Annotated in this window: 16 protein-coding genes; 2 read left to right on the forward strand and 14 right to left on the reverse strand. The window is 67.9% G+C overall.

Annotated features, from left to right (window positions below; translation table 11 throughout):
* Positions 1-474: 474 nt before the first annotated feature.
* The 10 genes from ABZS43_RS20610 to ABZS43_RS20655 form a co-directional block, all read right to left on the reverse strand.
* Positions 475-1,155, reverse strand: coding sequence for a TIGR00266 family protein (locus ABZS43_RS20610; protein ID WP_355037524.1), 681 nt, complete (start codon positions 1,153-1,155; stop codon positions 475-477).
* Between the two features lie 155 nt (positions 1,156-1,310).
* The gene (locus ABZS43_RS20615) at positions 1,311-1,679 is read right to left on the reverse strand and encodes an arsenate reductase family protein (RefSeq protein WP_355037525.1); all 369 of its coding nucleotides are present in this window, start codon (positions 1,677-1,679) and stop codon (positions 1,311-1,313) included.
* Positions 1,680-1,803: 124 nt separating this feature from the next.
* Positions 1,804-3,123, reverse strand: a complete 1,320-nt coding sequence (locus tag ABZS43_RS20620; RefSeq protein ID WP_355037526.1) for an aspartate aminotransferase family protein — start codon at positions 3,121-3,123, stop codon at positions 1,804-1,806.
* Positions 3,124-4,266 carry an ABC transporter substrate-binding protein gene (locus ABZS43_RS20625; RefSeq protein WP_355037527.1) on the reverse strand — a complete coding sequence of 381 codons (1,143 nt, stop codon included), beginning with the start codon at positions 4,264-4,266 and terminating at the stop codon, positions 3,124-3,126. It abuts the gene before it with no gap.
* Positions 4,263-5,039: an ABC transporter permease subunit gene (locus ABZS43_RS20630; RefSeq protein ID WP_355037528.1), complete on the reverse strand. Its 777-nt coding sequence runs from the start codon at positions 5,037-5,039 to the stop codon at positions 4,263-4,265. The genes ABZS43_RS20625 and ABZS43_RS20630 overlap by 4 nt, the downstream gene beginning before the upstream one ends.
* The gene (locus tag ABZS43_RS20635) at positions 5,036-5,956 is read right to left on the reverse strand and encodes an ABC transporter ATP-binding protein (RefSeq protein WP_355037529.1); all 921 of its coding nucleotides are present in this window, start codon (positions 5,954-5,956) and stop codon (positions 5,036-5,038) included. Before ABZS43_RS20635 ends, ABZS43_RS20630 begins: the two co-directional genes overlap by 4 nt.
* Positions 5,957-6,056: 100 nt before the next feature.
* Positions 6,057-6,944, reverse strand: a complete 888-nt coding sequence (locus tag ABZS43_RS20640) for an ABC transporter permease subunit (RefSeq protein ID WP_355037530.1) — start codon at positions 6,942-6,944, stop codon at positions 6,057-6,059.
* Between the two features lie 6 nt (positions 6,945-6,950).
* Positions 6,951-7,988, reverse strand: coding sequence for a TIGR03842 family LLM class F420-dependent oxidoreductase (locus ABZS43_RS20645; protein WP_355037531.1), 1,038 nt, complete (start codon positions 7,986-7,988; stop codon positions 6,951-6,953).
* 30 nt (positions 7,989-8,018) lie between these two features.
* Positions 8,019-9,440, reverse strand: a complete 1,422-nt coding sequence (gene hydA, locus ABZS43_RS20650) for a dihydropyrimidinase (RefSeq protein ID WP_355037532.1) — start codon at positions 9,438-9,440, stop codon at positions 8,019-8,021.
* Positions 9,437-10,276, reverse strand: a complete 840-nt coding sequence (locus ABZS43_RS20655) for a nitrilase-related carbon-nitrogen hydrolase (protein ID WP_355037533.1) — start codon at positions 10,274-10,276, stop codon at positions 9,437-9,439. Before ABZS43_RS20655 ends, hydA begins: the two co-directional genes overlap by 4 nt.
* Before the next feature lie 121 nt (positions 10,277-10,397).
* On the opposite strand from ABZS43_RS20655, the gene ABZS43_RS20660 reads away from it, so the two are divergent.
* Positions 10,398-11,840: an aminotransferase class I/II-fold pyridoxal phosphate-dependent enzyme gene (locus ABZS43_RS20660; RefSeq protein ID WP_355037534.1), complete on the forward strand. Its 1,443-nt coding sequence runs from the start codon at positions 10,398-10,400 to the stop codon at positions 11,838-11,840.
* Between the two features lie 90 nt (positions 11,841-11,930).
* On the opposite strand, the gene ABZS43_RS20665 is transcribed toward ABZS43_RS20660, so the two are convergent.
* Positions 11,931-12,539 (reverse strand): ElyC/SanA/YdcF family protein, encoded by a 609-nt coding sequence (locus tag ABZS43_RS20665; protein WP_355037535.1) that lies wholly within the window; start codon positions 12,537-12,539, stop codon positions 11,931-11,933.
* A 252-nt stretch (positions 12,540-12,791) separates the two neighbouring features.
* Between ABZS43_RS20665 and ABZS43_RS20670 the strand changes: the two genes are divergently transcribed.
* Positions 12,792-13,523, forward strand: a complete 732-nt coding sequence (locus ABZS43_RS20670) for a peptidylprolyl isomerase (protein ID WP_355037536.1) — start codon at positions 12,792-12,794, stop codon at positions 13,521-13,523.
* 130 nt (positions 13,524-13,653) lie between these two features.
* Here ABZS43_RS20670 and ABZS43_RS20675 read toward each other — a convergent pair whose 3' ends face one another.
* Genes ABZS43_RS20675 through modA form a run of 3 tightly spaced genes read right to left on the reverse strand, consistent with a single transcriptional unit; the run spans position 13,654 to position 16,285 of the window.
* Positions 13,654-14,703: an ABC transporter ATP-binding protein gene (locus ABZS43_RS20675; RefSeq protein ID WP_355037537.1), complete on the reverse strand. Its 1,050-nt coding sequence runs from the start codon at positions 14,701-14,703 to the stop codon at positions 13,654-13,656.
* Complete coding sequence (gene modB / locus ABZS43_RS20680; protein ID WP_355037538.1) at positions 14,700-15,512, reverse strand: molybdate ABC transporter permease subunit; 813 nt, start codon at positions 15,510-15,512, stop codon at positions 14,700-14,702. Before modB ends, ABZS43_RS20675 begins: the two co-directional genes overlap by 4 nt.
* The gene (gene modA / locus ABZS43_RS20685; RefSeq protein WP_355037539.1) at positions 15,509-16,285 is read right to left on the reverse strand and encodes a molybdate ABC transporter substrate-binding protein; all 777 of its coding nucleotides are present in this window, start codon (positions 16,283-16,285) and stop codon (positions 15,509-15,511) included. The genes modB and modA overlap by 4 nt, the downstream gene beginning before the upstream one ends.
* Positions 16,286-16,297: the final 12 nt, after the last annotated feature.

Below are 16,297 nucleotides of genomic sequence, written 5' to 3' on the forward strand. Positions count from 1 at the left end.
GTCTAGTCCGACCAGCACAGCGAATGTTTCGTCGGCGACACGGGATGTTCGATATCGCGGTCCGACGTGCTTTCCGCCGAGTCCTACCGCGGCGTAATCAGCGGGATGGTAGCCCACACGATGTTTTCGTCAGGGGGCAAATCGGCCGACGCGGCGGGCGGTTCCCGCAGTCCGTTCGCACCCGGTGCTGATCGGCGACATGATCGCCTGATCCCGCCGCAAATACAACAACCCACCGGGATTTCTCACCGATGGGTTGCCGCCACCTATTCGATCGATTACGCCGCGCTACCCGATGCGGCGGCGAGCGCGGTCTGCAGAATAAGGGCGAGTACTTCGAGAAGCTCCATGGATGTCAATCCTCAATTTCGGTGTTCAGACGGAGCCCACAGCATCGAGGACCCCGGTATCGGGCAGACTAACACCAGGTGACCACTGCGTTATGCACTGCGCGCGACATGGCCCCCACGGTGGTCAGCCGTTGGAAGCCATCGAACTCGCCCACACGGCGAATGCGCCGGGATTGCGGGTCTGCAGCAGCACCCGGCCCGGCCCGACGAAATCGAAGACGAAACCCTCACCGGATTTCAGCGATTGGATCGAACGCCCCGAAACCGCTCGCCGGATAGTGAAATTCATCGCCAGGTCGTAGGCGACCACGTGCCCGGTGTCGATGGTGACCGGCTCTCCCGGCTGCAAATCGATGACATCGATCGCGCCGAAAACACCGACAACGATTTCCCCTTCGCCGTGCGCGCGCAGACCGAAACCGCCCTCACCACCGAATAGATGCGAGAAGCCACCCCATTTGCTTTCTACCTGCACGCCGTTCGAATTGGCGATCCAACCGCCGCGGCTGATGAAGTACGGCCGGTCCGGACTGATCTGAAGGTTCAGCATGTCGCCGGGTAACGCGGGCGCCACATCCACCCATCCGCCCTGCGGCGGCGCGGTGAACGTCGAGACGAAGAATGATTCCCCCGCCAGTACCGAACGCTTCAGACCGGCGAGAATGCCGCCCTCGGCCTTGGCCTGCAACGCGACTCCCGCCGAATGGGCCACCATGGCACCGCTTTCGACTCTCATCGGCTCGCCGCCCGCGAGGAAACACCGCGCGATGGTCGACGCGGGGTTGTGGCGCAGTTGTACCTTCATTCGGCCGACCCTAGATCAAACAGTCGCCCGGAGCACTCCCGCCCACGCGACCGTTCGCGCGGCACCGTGGGACACGCAGGCAAGACCGCACGTCGCGCCCCGTGAACCGCGCGGTGGTCCCGCCCGCGAGCAGGGGGACGCGCAGGTGGAGCGGGTCAGCCCAGCGAGCGCAGCGCCTCGTCGGTGCGGGCGACCACCGCCGCGCCGTTCGCGGTCAGCACGATCGGACGCTGGATCAGTTTCGGGTTGGCGGCCAGCGCCTCGATCCAGCGATCCCGGTCGGCGGCGGTCCTGCCCCATTCCGGCATACCGAGATCTTTCGCGATCTGTTCGCCGGTCCTGGTGATATCCCAGGGTTCGGCGCCGAGACGTTCCAGCACCGCGCGCAATTCCTCGGCCGTCGGCGGGTCGTCGAGGTAACGGCGCACCGTGTACTCGACTCCGGCCTCATCGAGGTATGCCGTCGCGTTACGGCTCTTGGTGCACCGCGGGTTGTGCCAGATCTCGGTCTGCCCAGCTGTCATAGCGCCAGCTTAGACGTGTGCGACAGCCACGCGGGAGCGCGGGCCGACTCGGACTGTCGGTCACCCGGGGGGCGGCGCGTCGAACGGTCGACGCCGCACCCGCCGCGCGACCCCGCGCCCGCGCTCAGCTCGTCTGGACGTAGTCGTCGGCCACCTCGAGCACCGCGTCGATGATCTCGAGTCCGGTACGGATCTCCTCGGCGGACGTCGTCAGCGGCGGCGCGATCTGGAAACGATTGCCCGCGTTGAACGGCCATAATCCGCGCTCCTTGGCCGCGGCGGTGACCGCGGCCATGGGTTCGGCCGCGGCGCCCGAGGCCGCGAACGGAATCAAGGGCTGCCTCGTGCGCGGATCACGAACCAGGTCGAGCGCCCAGAAGAACCCGAGCCCGCGCGCCTCGCCGACACTCGGATGACGGGCGGCCAACTCCCGCATCCCCTTTCCGAGGACATCCGTGCCGACCGAACGCACATGGTCGAGAATTCCCTCGCGTTCGAAAATGGCGATGGAGGCCACCCCGGCCGCACAGGCCAGCGGATGACCGGCGTAGGTGAGCCCGCCGGGATAGACCGCCTCGTCGTAGCGCGCGGCGATGCGCTCGGCGATCAGCACGCCGCCGAGCGGCACGTATCCGGAGTTCACGCCCTTGGCGAAGGTGATGAGGTCCGGTGCGACGTCGAACGCGTCCACCGCGAACCACTCTCCTACCCGGCCGAATCCGACCATCACCTCGTCGGCGATGTAGACGATGCCGAATTCGTCGCACAGCGCGCGCACTCCGGCGAGGTAGCCCGGCGGGGGCACAAGCACACCATTGGTGCCGACCACGGTCTCCAGGATGAGTCCGGCGATGGCGGCCGGGCCCTCCAATTCGATCACCTGCCGCAGATGTTTCAGCGCCGCGGCCGTCTCCTCCTCGGGAGTCGTTGTGCCCCACGGTGATCGGTAGGGGTAAGGCCCGAAGAACCGCACCACGTCCACATTGGTCGGCTCCGCGCCCCAGCGGCGCGGCTCCCCGGTCAGCCCGATCGCCACGCCGGTGCCACCGTGGTAGGAGCGGTAGGCCGACAGCATCTTGGTGCGGCCGGTGAAACTACGCGCCAACCGCACCGCGTGCTCCACCGCCTCCGCGCCGCCGGTGGTGAACAGCACCCGGTTCAGGTCTCCCGGTGCGCGTTCCACGATCAGCCGGGCGAGTTCGCTGCGGACCCGATTGCCGACGGTCGGGGAGATGGTCGTCAATTCCCGCGCCTGGGCGAGGATCGCCGCGACCAGATCCGGATGTTGATGGCCGAGATTGACATTCACCAGCTGGGACGAGAAGTCGAGGTAGCGCTTACCGTTCTCGTCCCAGAACCAGGAACCCGACGCCCGGGTGATCGCCACCGGATTCGGCCCGCCCTGCGCGCTCCACGGGTAGAAGACATGATCGTCGGCGGTCACCTATTTCCCACCTTCGGTCAGGGTCACCTGAATCGGCGTGAATGCCGCTCCGGTGACATCGGTGCCGCCGGATTTCAGGATCTCGAGTGCCTTCGTGACATAGTCGTTGGTGAACGCGTCCGCGTCCGGATCCTGTTTCAGCACGGTGGCACCGTCCTGATTCTTGGTCTCCTTGGCGATTTTCACGGTCCGATCCCACGCCGTCCGATCGACCACGCCGATTCCGGCGGGCGAGGGCCAGATCAGTTTGTTCACCTCGTTGATCTGCCACTGCTGATGGGTGGCGCCCAGTGTCGATCCGGCGGCGACGGTGATATCGCGGCAGGTGTCGACATTGTCGCGGCAGAAGGCCCAGCCCTGCAGCGACGCGGCGATGAAACGCACTGTCTGATCCTGATACTCGGGATCCTTCAACTTCTCGGAATTGGCCCAGATCGCGTCCTGCAACATGGCGACGCCCTCGGCATTCCAGTCGATCGTGCTGAAATCGTCTGCGGTGTAGAGCTTTCCGGTGGCCGGATTCTTCGTCTCCAGCAGCTGCGCGTATTCGTTGTAGGACATGGCCTGGGCGGCGGCGATGTCCTTGGCGAGGAACGCGTTCATATCGAACTGCTGCTGGACCAGGGTGACATCCTTGGCCGGGTCGATACCCGCCTTGGTCATCCCCGCGAAGAGTTCGAATTCGTTGCCGTAGCCCCAGTTTCCGACCGACTTGCCGCGCAGCGCGGCGGGCCCGGCGATATTGTCGGCTTTGAACGACACCTGTTTGGTGCCCGAACGCTGGAAGATCTGCGCCACCTCGGTGATGCCCGCTCCCGCCTCGCGCGCGGCCAGCGCTTTGGGCACCCACGCGATCGCGTAATCGGCCTGCCCCTGCGCCAGCACCGTCTGCGGCACGATATCCGTTCCGCCGTCGAGGATTTCGACCGACAGTCCCTGCGCTTTGTAGAAGCCCTGGTCCACCGCGGCCAGGTAGCCGGCGAACTGCCCCTGCTTGAACCATTGCAGTTGCAGGCGCACCTTGGTGAGCCCGTCCGGGGTGGTGGCCGAGGAATCGTCGGTGGTACTGCAACCGGTCAGCGCGGCGGCGGCCACCGCTACCAGCGCGAGACAGGCACGTAATCTCCGGGCGGTCTTGGTCATATCGATCTCCATAGCGAGGTTCGGGGTCGACGGGTGAGGAATTCCAGGAGTAGGACGACGGCGAGGAAGAGCAGGCCGACGAGCATGGCGCCGACGACGTAGGCCCAGGCCCGGGGATAGGCGGTATTGGCGGCGGCCGAGGTGATCCGGCTGCCGAGACCGTTCTGCAGTCCGCCGAAATACTCGGCGATGACGGCGGCGATCACCGCGCCCGGCGCCGCGATACGCAGGCCGGTGAACAGATAGGGCAGCGCGGCGGGCAGCCGCACGGCGCGGGTCACCTGCCACCCGCCCGCGGCGTAGGAGGTCATCAGATCCTGCTGCACCTTCGGTACCTGGCGCAGGCCTTTGGCGGTGCTGACGAACATCGGGAAGAACACCACGACGGTGACGACCATGCGGCGCGGGGTATCGGTGGTCGTCGAGTACATGGAGTTCAGCAGCGGCGCCAACGCCACGATCGGCACGGCCGCCGCGGCGGCGGCCAATGGGGTGAGCAGACCGTCCACGATGTGGAATCGCACCGCGACCATGGCGGCGGCGATGCCGAAGACGGCGCCGATCAGCAGACCGATGAGGGCATTGGCGCCGGTAGCGGTGGCGGCGTCGAGGATGCGGTCGAAATTCTCGGCGAACTGCTCGGCGATATCGGTCGGCGCAGGCAGCAGGAACGACGGGACGTCCGCGGCGACGGTCAGCACCTGCCACAGCACGAGCCCGCCGACACCGAAAACGATCGGGGGCAGAACAGATCTCAGCGGCGCCGCCCTCATCGCAGATCCCGTCCCGCCACCGCCGACTCGTCGTGACCGCCGCGCAATGCCTCGCGTACGGCGGCGACAGCGTCGAAGAACGGGGTGCTGGCACGTACGTCGTCGTCCGGCCCGGTATCGCGGCCCCACCCGCCGGTCGGCACGATATCGGTGAGGCGTCCCGGGCGCGGGGACATCACCACCACCCGATCGGAGAGGAATACCGCTTCCGGGATGGAATGGGTCACGAAAACCACGGCCGCGCCGGTCTCCCCCGCGATCCGCAGCAATTCACCCTGCATGCGTTCCCTCGTCATCTCGTCCAGCGCGCCGAAGGGTTCGTCCATCAGCAGCAGGGAGGGTTTGCGGGCCAGCGCCCGCGCGATCGCGACACGCTGCTGCATCCCGCCCGAGAGTTCGGCCGGATATCGCTTCGCGAAATCGGTGAGCCCCGCCATCTCGAGTAATTCCGCACTGCGCGAGCGTCTTTCGGCCTTGGGCACCCGGTGCAGTTCCATCGGAAGTTCGACATTGGCCTGCACGGTGCGCCAGTCCAGCAGTCCGGCCTGCTGGAAGGCGATGCCGTAGTCCTGGTCGATTCTGGCCTGTCGGGCGGATTTCCCGTGGACGGTCACCGATCCGCTCGACGGCCGCTCCAGATCCGCCACGATGCGCAGCAGCGTCGACTTGCCGCAGCCGGAAGGACCGATGAGCGAGACGAATTCGCCCGCGGCGACGGTGAGCGAGATATCGGACAGCGCGGTCACCGCACCCGCCGCGAAGATCTTTCCGACGTGAACGAGTTCCACGGCGGGAACCGATTCCGCCGACGCGGGCCGTTCGTCGGCGGGCGACGGATCGGGCGCGGAGACCGACGCGGGGCCGTCAGTCGATATAGCGCCCAACGTCGTGGTGGCGGGATGTCGCTTCGCCGTCAACGGGTACCTCCTGACGAACTGCCGACCCGGATGGGACGGCCGAATGCTGATAGCCGGCGCACCTGCCGCGAGGCGCTACCGAGCCGTATCCGATCCGGACTCACACGACACCTCTCGACGCGTCGACCCCGGCGGGATTGGTGTAGCGGCGCAACAGCAATTCGGCGACCCCGACCACGCCGGTGACGGCGATACCGAGTAACGCGGCGGCGGCTACCGCGGCATACAGCCGCGCCGAATCACCGGTGGCCTGCTGGGAGAACACGATGATCTGGCGGCCGATCCCGCCCGCCGTTCCCGTGGAGATCTCGGCGACGACGGCGCCGATCACCGATGCGGCGGCGCCCAGCCGCAGTGCGGGCAGGAAATGCGGCACCGCTGCGGGAAAACGCAGGTGTACCAGGGTATTCCACCAGCTCGCCGAATAGCTGTGCAACAGTTCGACCGATGCCTTGGACGGTGCTTGCAGCCCGCGCAACATGCCGACCGCGATGGGGAAGAACGCCAGATAGGAGGCGATCACCGCGATACTCATCCACGGCCGCCACGGCTCGCCCGCGATGACGACCCTGCCGCCCCACCCCGCGACGAGCGGAGCCAAGGCGATCAGCGGAACCGTCTGCGATATCACGATATACGGCAACAGTCCGCGTTCGACGAAGGCGAAGCGCTGCATCAGCACCGCCAGCGCCACCCCGACCACGGTGCCGATCAGCAAGGCGAGCAATGCCAGACCGAAGGTGAATCCCGCCGTGCGCAGCAGTGTCGCGCCCACCGTGCCCTTGCCGTCGCGCTCGCCGAGCACGGTGACAACCGTCCACACGTGGGGCAGCGCGGCATCGGTTGTCCGCGGCAGAATCCGCTGCCCGCCCAGACTCACCCCCTGTGCGGGCACCAGCGCCTTCACCGATTCCCAGATCCCGATGACGAGTAGCAGCGCGGCGACCGCGTAGCCGACGCGTATGCCCCTGCCGCGCGCGCTAGCCATGGCCCCTCATCCGAGGACCTCGGTGGCCGTCACCGGGTGGGCCAGCCGGGGCAGTACCGATTCGCCGTAGGCCTCGAGGGTGGAGGTTTTGGCGTCGTGCTGGAGATAGACCGCGAACTGGTCGACTCCGAGTTTCTCCAGTTCCCGCAGCCGGGTCAGCTGATCGTCCGGGGTACCGAGCAGGCAGAATCGGTCGATGATCTCGTCGGGCACGAAATCGGCGTGGGTATTGCCCGCGCGACCGTGCTCGTTGTAGTCGTAGCCGTGCCTGCCCGCGATGTACTCGGTGAGCGCCGCGGGAACATCGCCGTCGGCGCCGTAGCGCGCGACGATATCGGCGACGTGATTGCCGACCATGCCGCCGAACCAGCGGCATTGCTCGCGCGCGTGGGCCAGACCGGTCGCCGAGCCATCGGTGACATAGGCGGGTGCGGCGACGCAGATCTTCACCGCGCCCGGATCGCGACCGGCGCGTTCGGCCGCCGCGCGCACCCTGGCGATGGTCCAGGCGGTGATATCGGGATCGGCCAATTGCAGGATGAATCCGTCGGCCACCTCGCCGGTCAGGTCCAGCGCGCGCGGACCGTAACCCGCCACCCACACCTCCAGTCGCGAAGCGGCGGCCCACGGGAAGCGCACAACGGTATCGCCGATGCGCGCGCTGCGGCCGTTGCCGAGTTCCCGGATGACCTCGATCGATGCGCGCATCGTCGCGAGGGTCGTCGGTTTGCCTCCGAGGGTGCGCACCGCAGAATCACCCCGGCCGATCCCGCAGACGGTGCGATTGCCGAACATATCGTTGAGCGTCGCGAAGGTGGAGGCCGTGACCGTCCAGTCCCTGGTCGCCGGGTTGGTGACCATCGGGCCGACCATGACCCTGCGGGTGGCGGCGAGGATCTGGCTGTAGATGACGTAGGGCTCCTGCCACAGCAGATGCGAATCGAAGGTCCACACGTGCGAGAACCCGTGCGTCTCGGCCTGTCTCGCGAGTTCGATCACGCGGGAGGCGGGAGGTGTGCATTGCAGCACCACGCCGATATCCATGCGGCACTCTCCATTCGGTTCGATTCGGCGTCAGATCAGGTTCTGCGACAGTTCGCGTTTCACGAAGCGGCCGTGTCCGGTCGCGCCCAGGTACTGTCCGCCGTCGATGATCACGCGACCGCGAGAGAGCACGGTGTCGACGTGGCCATCGATCTCGAAACCCTCGTAGGCCGAATAATCCATATTCATGTGATGGGTTCTGCCGTAGCCGATGCCGGTGTGCCCGTTGGGGTCGTAGATCACGATGTCGGCGTCCGCACCCGGGCTGATCACGCCCTTGCGCGGGTACATGCCGAACATGCGGGCCGGTGTGGTGCAGCAGACCTCCACCCAGCGCTCCAGCGAGATCAAGCCGTTCTTGACACCCTGGAACATGAGGTCCATGCGGTGTTCGACACCGCCGATGCCATTGGGAATCTTGCTGAAATCCTCGCGCCCCATCTCTTTCTGGTCCTTCATGCAGAAGGGGCAGTGGTCGGTGCTGATCGCGGTGACATCGCCGGTACGGATATATCGCCACAGTTCGTCCTGATGTCCCTCGGCCCTGGCGCGCAACGGCGTCGAACAGACCCATTTCGCGCCGTCGAAACCCGGTGCGCCCAAATGCTCTTCGAGCGAGAGATACAGATACTGCGGACAGGTTTCCCCGAAGACGTTCTGTCCGTTGCCCCGTGCCGTGGCGATCTGTTCCAGCGCCTGTTTGGCCGACACGTGCACCACATACAGCGGCGCGCCGGTCAGTTGCGCCAGCATGATCGCGCGATGGGTGGCCTCCTCCTCCATCTGCCACGGCCGGGTGACGCCGTGGAAATACGGGGTGGTCTCACCCCGCGCGACGGCCTGTGCGACGAGGACGTCGATGGCGATGCCGTTCTCCGCGTGCATCATCAGCAGCGCGCCGAGTTCTCCGGCCGATTGCATGGCGCGCAGGATCTGGCCGTCGTCGGAATAGAAAACCCCCGGATAGGCCATGAACAGTTTGAAACTGGTGACGCCCTCGGTCACCAATTCGCTCATCCCCTTCAGCGATTCGTCGTTGACATCACCGATGATCTGGTGGAAGCCGTAATCGACGGCGCAGCGGCCCGCGGCCTTCTGGTGCCACAGTCCGAGGGTGTCCTGCACCCGCTCGCCCGGTTTCTGCACCGCGAAATCGATGATCGTGGTGGTACCGCCCCACGCCGCGGCCCTCGTGCCGGTTTCGAAGGTGTCCGACGCCTCGGTTCCGCCGAAGGGCATCTGCATATGCGTATGCCCGTCTACCCCGCCGGGAATGACGTATCTGCCGGTCGCGTCGATGACGGTATCGGCGGATTCGGCGAGGTCGGCGCCGAGGGCGCGCGAACCCGGTCGCAGCACCGCGGCGATCGTCTCACCGTCGATCAGCACGTCGAGCAATTGCGATCCGGTGGCCGATACCACCGTGCCGCCGTGGATGAAGGTGGTTGTCATGGCGTCACCAACGGGCCGTAGGCGTCCGGGCGGCGGTCGCGGTAGAACGCCCACCGATCGCGCACCACCTTGATCAGATCCATATCCAGGTCGCGGATCAGCAGTTCGGGACCGGTATCGGAGGCGACGTCACCGACGAATTTGCCCTCCGGGTCGACGAAATAGCTGGTGCCGTAGAAATCGTCGTCGCCGTACTCGGATTCGATGCCGACGCGGTTGATCGCCCCGATGAAATACTCGTTGGCGACCGCCGACGCGGGCTGCTCCAATTTCCACAGGTACGCGGAGAGGCCGCGTGAGGTGGCCGAAGGATTGAACACGATCTCCGCGCCCGCCAAACCCAACGCTCGCCAGCCCTCGGGGAAATGCCGGTCGTAGCAGATATAGACCCCGACCCGGCCGACCGCGGTGTCGAAAACCGGCCAGCCCAGGTTGCCCGGACGGAAATAGAATTTCTCCCAGAAGCCGTTCACATGCGGAATATGGTGTTTGCGGTACTTGCCGAGATAGCTGCCGTCCGCGTCGATCACCGCAGCGGTGTTGTACAGCAATCCGGGCTGTTCCTGTTCGTATACCGGCAGGATCATCACCATGCCGAGCTCACGGGCCAGCGCGGCGAATCGCTCCGTTGTCGGCCCTGGCACCGATTCCGCGTAGTCGTAGAACTTCGCGTCCTGCGACTGGCAGAAGTACGGCCCGTAGAACAACTCCTGGAAGCAGATCACCTGCGCTCCCTGCGCGGCGGCCTGCCGCGCATAGTCCTCGTGCGCCTTGATCATCGACTCTTTGTCGCCGGTCCAGTTCGTCTGGACGAGCGCGGAACGAACGGTTGCCATGATTGTTATCGTGCACCCTGAACCACGTTCGTTGTGTTACATCTGGGCGGAAACAGTTTCCTCGCCGTAAATACTGGGGGTGAGCGGGGTCGGGGTCCGGTAGGGGTCGCAGAATGGCGGTGTGACCATCGAACCGGCGGCGACCGAGAACGCGGAACAGGACCGGGTGCCGCCCGGCCCCGCCGTGATGTCGCCCGCCGAGTTCGCGGCCGATCTCGACGACCGCACCCCGGCCGGTATCGCCGCCGCCGTCAGCCGCCGAATCCGCTCCGGCGCTTTGGCGCCCGGATCACGACTGCCGACGGTGCGCGAGGTGGCCCGCGAACTGCGGGTATCACCGGCCACCGTGAACCAGGCGTGGCGCGCCCTCGCCGCGACCGGGGCCATCGTCGCCAGGGGCCGCGCGGGCACCTTCGTAGGGGAACTCCAGATCCGCCGCCCGGCCGCGGGCCGGTATCAACGGCTGCACCCGCCCTCCGACAGCGCGTTCCGCATCGACCTGTCCCGCGGCACCCCCGACCCGGACCTGCTCCCCGATCTGGCTACCGCGTTGCGAGCCATCACCGCCGCCGACCCCGGGGATCTCGCCGCCGACTATCTCGGCGACGCGGTACTGCCCGAACTCGCCGCCCTGGTCCGCCCGGACTGGCCCGCTCGGGCCGAACGCCTCGCCGTATTCGATGGGGCCCTCGACGCCATCGACCGACTGCTCACCCTCCACGTCCGCCTCGGCGACGCGGTGGCCGTCGAAGATCCGTGCTTCCCGCCGTTCCTGGACCTGCTCGCCCGCCTCGGCGCCCGCCCGGTGCCGGTCCACCTCGACGAATCGGGCCTCATCCCCGCGGAATTATCCCGCGCTGTCAGCGATTTCGGGGTCAGCGCGCTCATCCTGCAACCCCGCGCCCAGAATCCCACCGGTGTCTCCCTCACCGCGCGCCGCGTCCGCGAACTCACCGACGTCCTCCGCGAGACCGACACCCTGATCATCGAGGACGACCATTCGGCCGGAATCGCCTCCGCCCCACTGCGTTCCCTCGGCGCCAGACTCCCCCGCCGCACCGTCCACGTCCGCTCCTATTCCAAATCCCATGGCGCGGACCTGCGCCTGGCTGTCGCGGGCGGCCCCACCGACCTGCTCGACCCCGTCATCGAACGCCGCATGCTCGGTGCGGGCTGGACCAGTCGGCTGCTCCAACGCGTCCTGATCACCATGCTCGACGATCCGTCCGCCGCCGACACCGTCACCGCCGCGCGCACCGAATACCGAAGGCGCTCGACCGAACTACGTCGCGCGCTCGCCGCCCACGGCATCGCGGTGCCCCGCGCCGACGGGATCAACCTCTGGCTTCCCGTCGCCGACGAGAACGCCGCCATGATCTCCCTCGCCGCCGCGGGTATCAAGGCCGCGCCCGGCGGGCCATTCGAAGTGGCCGACACTCCCCGCTCCGACCACCTCCGCCTCACCGTCTCCCCCGTCACCGACGCCGAACTCCCCTGGCTCTCCACCGAACTGGCCGCCGCGACGACCGCCGCCCCCACCTACCGCCGCATCCGCCGCGCGTGAGCGACAGGTGGGCGCCCCAGCGTGTCACGGATCATCGACCGCGCTCCATACGAGCCCGGCGGCCCCGCACCGGCAACTCGGCGACGCAGGTCAGCTCAGCATCAGATGCGCCACGGCTTTCGGGGCGGCCAGCCATTCGCGAAAATTGTTGCGCACCTCGGTCGATCGACGACATTCGCAGTAGGCGATCACCCCGTCGGCATCGATACCCGCCGCCCTGCACAGCGCGACCGCGCGCGGCAGATGCTGGTATTGGCTGACGATGATCGCGCGGTGGACGCCGAATTGATCGCGGGCGCGGTCGCAGGTCTCCCACGTCGACAGGCCCCCACCGTCGGATCGCACGAGCGCGGGATCGACGCCGTGTTCGTTCAGGTACCGCCGCATCGAGGCGATCTCGTCCCCCGAGTCGCCTCCCGCGTCACCCGAGAGCAGGATCTCGCGGGCCTTCCCGGCCCGCACCAACTCGATGGCGACGTCCAAGCGCCCCCGCAGATAGGCCATCGGCGACCCGTCCTGACCCACCTTGGCGCCGGGGACGATCACGACCGGCGTCGAGGGCGCCGAGGCCACGTCGAAACGATGTCCCGACGACAGCGCCCACAGCGCACCGTTCGCGCCCGCCGCGACCAGCACGAGCCCGGCCGCGAACGCGAGTCCGACCCCGATGATCCGACCTGGCCGCCCGCCACCCCTCATCGTCGACTCCTTCGTGCCACGTTCGGTCCGTACGCAACCGTACCGTCGAGCCGTTCCCCCGCAACCGCCGCCACGACCTGCCGGCGCGGGTGGTGCCCGACGGCGCGGGCGCGTGCGGGACCGATTCTCCCGACGCGGCACGCGGGAAAGGGGACGAACCGGGTGGTTCGGCGACGGGGAGGGCGTGGCAGATGGCAGGATGCGGGCGAGCATCGTCCGGTGCGCGAAACCCTGATGAAGGAGATCCCTACTGTGAGCAACGGAGTGCGGGAGCGCGCGGTCGGCCGGGCGAAGGGCGCGCGGCGCCGCGGTGCGGTGACGCGGCGGACGCTGCCTGGGTTGAGTGTGCTGGTCGCCGCCGCGGCGCTGACACTGCACGCGGCGGGCGGGGTGGCCGCGCAGCCGTCGCCCGCGCATCGGAGTCCGGCGGGGTGCGCCGCTCCGGCCGCGGGTGCGCCGAACGGCAAGCAGTGGCCCGCCGAGCCGGGGCAGGCGATCGATCCGGCGACCGGATACACCGCGACCTTGGAAACCAACTGCGGAACGGTGACGGTGGCCTTGGAGGCGGCCCGCGCTCCCCGCACGGTGAATTCGTTCGTCTTCCTGGCCGATCAACAATATTTCGATCACACCCGGTGCCATCGCCTGACCACGCAGGGGATTTTCGTGCTCCAGTGCGGTGATCCGACCGCGGTCGGCACCGGCGGGCCCGGCTACCGCTTCCCCGACGAGAACCTGGCGGGCGCGACGTATCCGGCGGGCACGCTCGCCATGGCGAACGCGGGTCCGAACACCAACGGCAGCCAGTTCTTCCTCGTCTACCAGGACACCCAGCTGCCGCCGAACTACACGCCGTTCGGCCGCGTGGTCGACGGTCTCGGCGTGCTGACCGGAATCGCCGACGCGGGGGTACGCGACGGTTCCGGCGATGGAGCCCCCGCCACCGATATCGTCCTGAACTCGGTGAGCGTCACCCGCGGGTGAGATCCCGGCAGGTCGGCCGCACCCGGCGGTCGTCCTGCCGGATATCCGTCGCGGCACAGTTCCCGCTCGGCGCGAGTGGGCCGGGCCGAATCGCGGCGCGTCGGCGGAGATCATCGGCGCGACTACTCGATCATGCCGGGTACGAACGCATTTCGGTGGCCTTGACCGCCGCCCACAGTCGCTGACCCGGATGCAGTCCCAGCTGGGCGACGGTGGCCGGGGTGATGTCGGCGAGCACGGGCGGGGCGCCGTCGAGACGCACGCGGATCGTATGCGCGTGCTGCTCGATACCCGTGATGACGACGGGCCAGCTGTTGCGCGCGCTGCCGACGGGACGTTGCGGATGCAATCCGACGGCGTTCGGGGGGAAGGCGATGTACACGGAGCCGTCGGCGGGTTCGGCGATCGTGAGACTTCCCCCGGTGTCGAGGTCGACGTGGGTCGCCGTGGCGGTGCCGCGGTAGAGGTTGAGTCCCATCAGGTCGGCGACGTAATCCGACCGTGGTGCGGCGGCCACCCGCGCGGGCGGACCCTGCTGCACGATCGCGCCGTTCTCCAGGATGACGAGCCGATCGGCGAGAACCATCGCGTCGAGCGGGTCGTGGGTGACCAGCACCGTATAGCCGGGGTAGTCGCGCAGGTGGTGCGCGAGGTCGGAGCGGACCTGTAGCCGGGTGCCCGCGTCGAGTGCGGCCAGCGGTTCGTCGAGCAGCAGCAATCGGGGTTCGGTGACCAGCGCGCGGGCCAGCGCGACACGCTGGGCCTGGCCGCCCGACAGGGCACGCGGTTTGCGCTGCGCGTGCTCGGCGAGCCCGACCCTGGCCAGCCACGCCGCGGCCTGCTCGCGCGCCTTGGCCCTGCGGCGACCGCGTGCGCGCAGCCCGAAGGCGACGTTGTCCAGCGCGGACAGATGGGCGAAAAGCAGATAGTCCTGGAACACCACGCCGACCTCGCGTCGTTCGGCGGGCACGAAGACCGAAGGCGGTGCGTCCCAGAGGTGTTCGCCCACTCGCAGCCGCCCACCCGTCAGCGCGATGAGTCCCGCCAGCGCCCGCAGCGCGGTGGTCTTGCCCGCCCCGTTGGGACCGAGCAGCGCGACGACCTCCCCCGGTTCCACCGTGAGGGGCAGATCGAGCGCGAAATGCCCCCGGTCGACGCGCAATTCGGCGCTCAAGGTCATAGCGCGCCCCGAATCCAGCGTTCCCGCAGTGCGACCAGGACGAGAACCGATACGGCGAGCAACACCAGGCTCAGCACGATGGCGGCGTCCGGATCGGTCTCGAGGGCGAGATAGACCGCCAGCGGCATCGTCGTCGTCCGGCCGGGAAAGTTCCCGGCGAAGGTGATGGTCGCGCCGAATTCGCCCAGCGCGCGAGCCCAGCACAGCACTCCTCCCGCGATGACGCCCGGCAGGATCGAGGGCAGGGTGACCCGGCGGAAGGTGTGCCAGCGGCTCGCGCCGAGGGTGGCCGCCGCCTCCTCGAATCGCGGATCCGCCGCGCGCAGCGCGCCCTCGACCGAGATCACCAGAAACGGCATGGCCACGAATGCCTCGGCCACGATCACCCCGGCGGTCGTGAACGGCAACGAGAACCCGAACCACTCGTAGAGGTAGCGCCCGAGCAACCCCCGCCTGCCGAGCACGAACAGCAGCGCGACACCGCCGACCACGGGGGGCAGCACCAGCGGCACCGTGACCAGAGCGCGAATGAGCGAACGCCCCGGCACGTCGGCACGGGCCAACAGCCACGCCAGCGGAATGCCGAGCACCAGGCAGACGATCGTCGCCGTCGTCGCGCACACCAGCGAAAGCCGCAGCGCCTGGGCGACTTCCGCACTCGTCAGCCGCTCGGGCAGCGTCGACCAGGGCGCCCGCAGCAACAGCCCGATCAGCGGGACGACGAGGAATGCCAGCCCGCAGAGGGCGGGCAGAATCAGCGCGACGGGCGGCCGCCCCAGTACCGCACGCCGCCGCGAGGCCGTTCTCACGGGGTGTCGAATCCCGCCGCCGTGAATACGGATCCGGCCTTGTCGGAGGTGACGAATTCGACGAAGGCCGCCGCCGCCGCCGCGTTCGGCGCATGTGCCAGCGGCGCCACCGGATAGTCGTTGACGGCCTCGGCCGATTCGGGGAATTCGATGCCATCGACCTTGTCGCCCGCCGTCTTCACATCGGTGCGGTAGACGAGCGCCGCGTCGACCTCACCGAGTGTCACCTTGGTCAGCACGGCTTTCACGTCCTGCTCGCGGGTGTCGGGCCGGGGCGTGATGCCCGCGGCCTCGAACACCTTTTCGGCCGCCGCTCCGCAGGGCACCTGCGGGGCGCACAACGCGATCTTGGGCTCGGTCCTGCCGAAATCGGCCAGCCCGGTAATGGCTCCCGGATTGCCCTCGGGCACCGCGATCTCGAGCCGGTTGCGCGCGAATACGACCGGTGCGACGGTGACTTCGCCCTTATCGCGGACCTGCTGCATATTCTTGGGCGCCGCGGCGGCGAACACGTCGGCCGGGGCGCCCTGGTTGATCTGTTCGGCCAGGGCCGAACTCGCGCCGAAGCTGTAGACGACCCGCACGCCGGGGTGCGCGGCGTGGAACTGCTTGCCGAGTTCGGTGAAGGTCTCCGTCAGCGATGCCGCGGCGAAGACCGTCACGGTGCCGGAGACCGAGGACGGATCCGCGGATTCGATCGTCTCGTCGGAACCGCAGCCGGCCACGGTCACCATCGCGAGCACTGTCGCTGCCGCGACGCCCCCGGTGCGCATCACTCTCATTCT

This window comes from Nocardia sp. NPDC005366 (assembly GCF_040606855.1).
Lineage (GTDB): Bacteria > Actinomycetota > Actinomycetes > Mycobacteriales > Mycobacteriaceae > Nocardia.

What these genes read in the sequence shown, in the direction of transcription:
- ABZS43_RS20610 (WP_355037524.1), bottom strand. Translation starts at nt 1,155, where the DNA reads ATGAAGGTACAACTGCGCCACAACCCCGCGTCGACCATCGCGCGGTGT.
- ABZS43_RS20615 (WP_355037525.1), bottom strand. Translation starts at nt 1,679, where the DNA reads ATGACAGCTGGGCAGACCGAGATCTGGCACAACCCGCGGTGCACCAAG.
- ABZS43_RS20625 (WP_355037527.1), bottom strand. Translation starts at nt 4,266, where the DNA reads ATGACCAAGACCGCCCGGAGATTACGTGCCTGTCTCGCGCTGGTAGCG.
- ABZS43_RS20630 (WP_355037528.1), bottom strand. Translation starts at nt 5,039, where the DNA reads ATGAGGGCGGCGCCGCTGAGATCTGTTCTGCCCCCGATCGTTTTCGGT.
- ABZS43_RS20640 (WP_355037530.1), bottom strand. Translation starts at nt 6,944, where the DNA reads ATGGCTAGCGCGCGCGGCAGGGGCATACGCGTCGGCTACGCGGTCGCC.
- ABZS43_RS20645 (WP_355037531.1), bottom strand. Translation starts at nt 7,988, where the DNA reads ATGGATATCGGCGTGGTGCTGCAATGCACACCTCCCGCCTCCCGCGTG.
- hydA (WP_355037532.1), bottom strand. Translation starts at nt 9,440, where the DNA reads ATGACAACCACCTTCATCCACGGCGGCACGGTGGTATCGGCCACCGGA.
- ABZS43_RS20655 (WP_355037533.1), bottom strand. Translation starts at nt 10,276, where the DNA reads ATGGCAACCGTTCGTTCCGCGCTCGTCCAGACGAACTGGACCGGCGAC.
- ABZS43_RS20665 (WP_355037535.1), bottom strand. Translation starts at nt 12,539, where the DNA reads ATGAGGGGTGGCGGGCGGCCAGGTCGGATCATCGGGGTCGGACTCGCG.
- ABZS43_RS20675 (WP_355037537.1), bottom strand. Translation starts at nt 14,703, where the DNA reads ATGACCTTGAGCGCCGAATTGCGCGTCGACCGGGGGCATTTCGCGCTC.
- modA (WP_355037539.1), bottom strand. Translation starts at nt 16,285, where the DNA reads ATGCGCACCGGGGGCGTCGCGGCAGCGACAGTGCTCGCGATGGTGACC.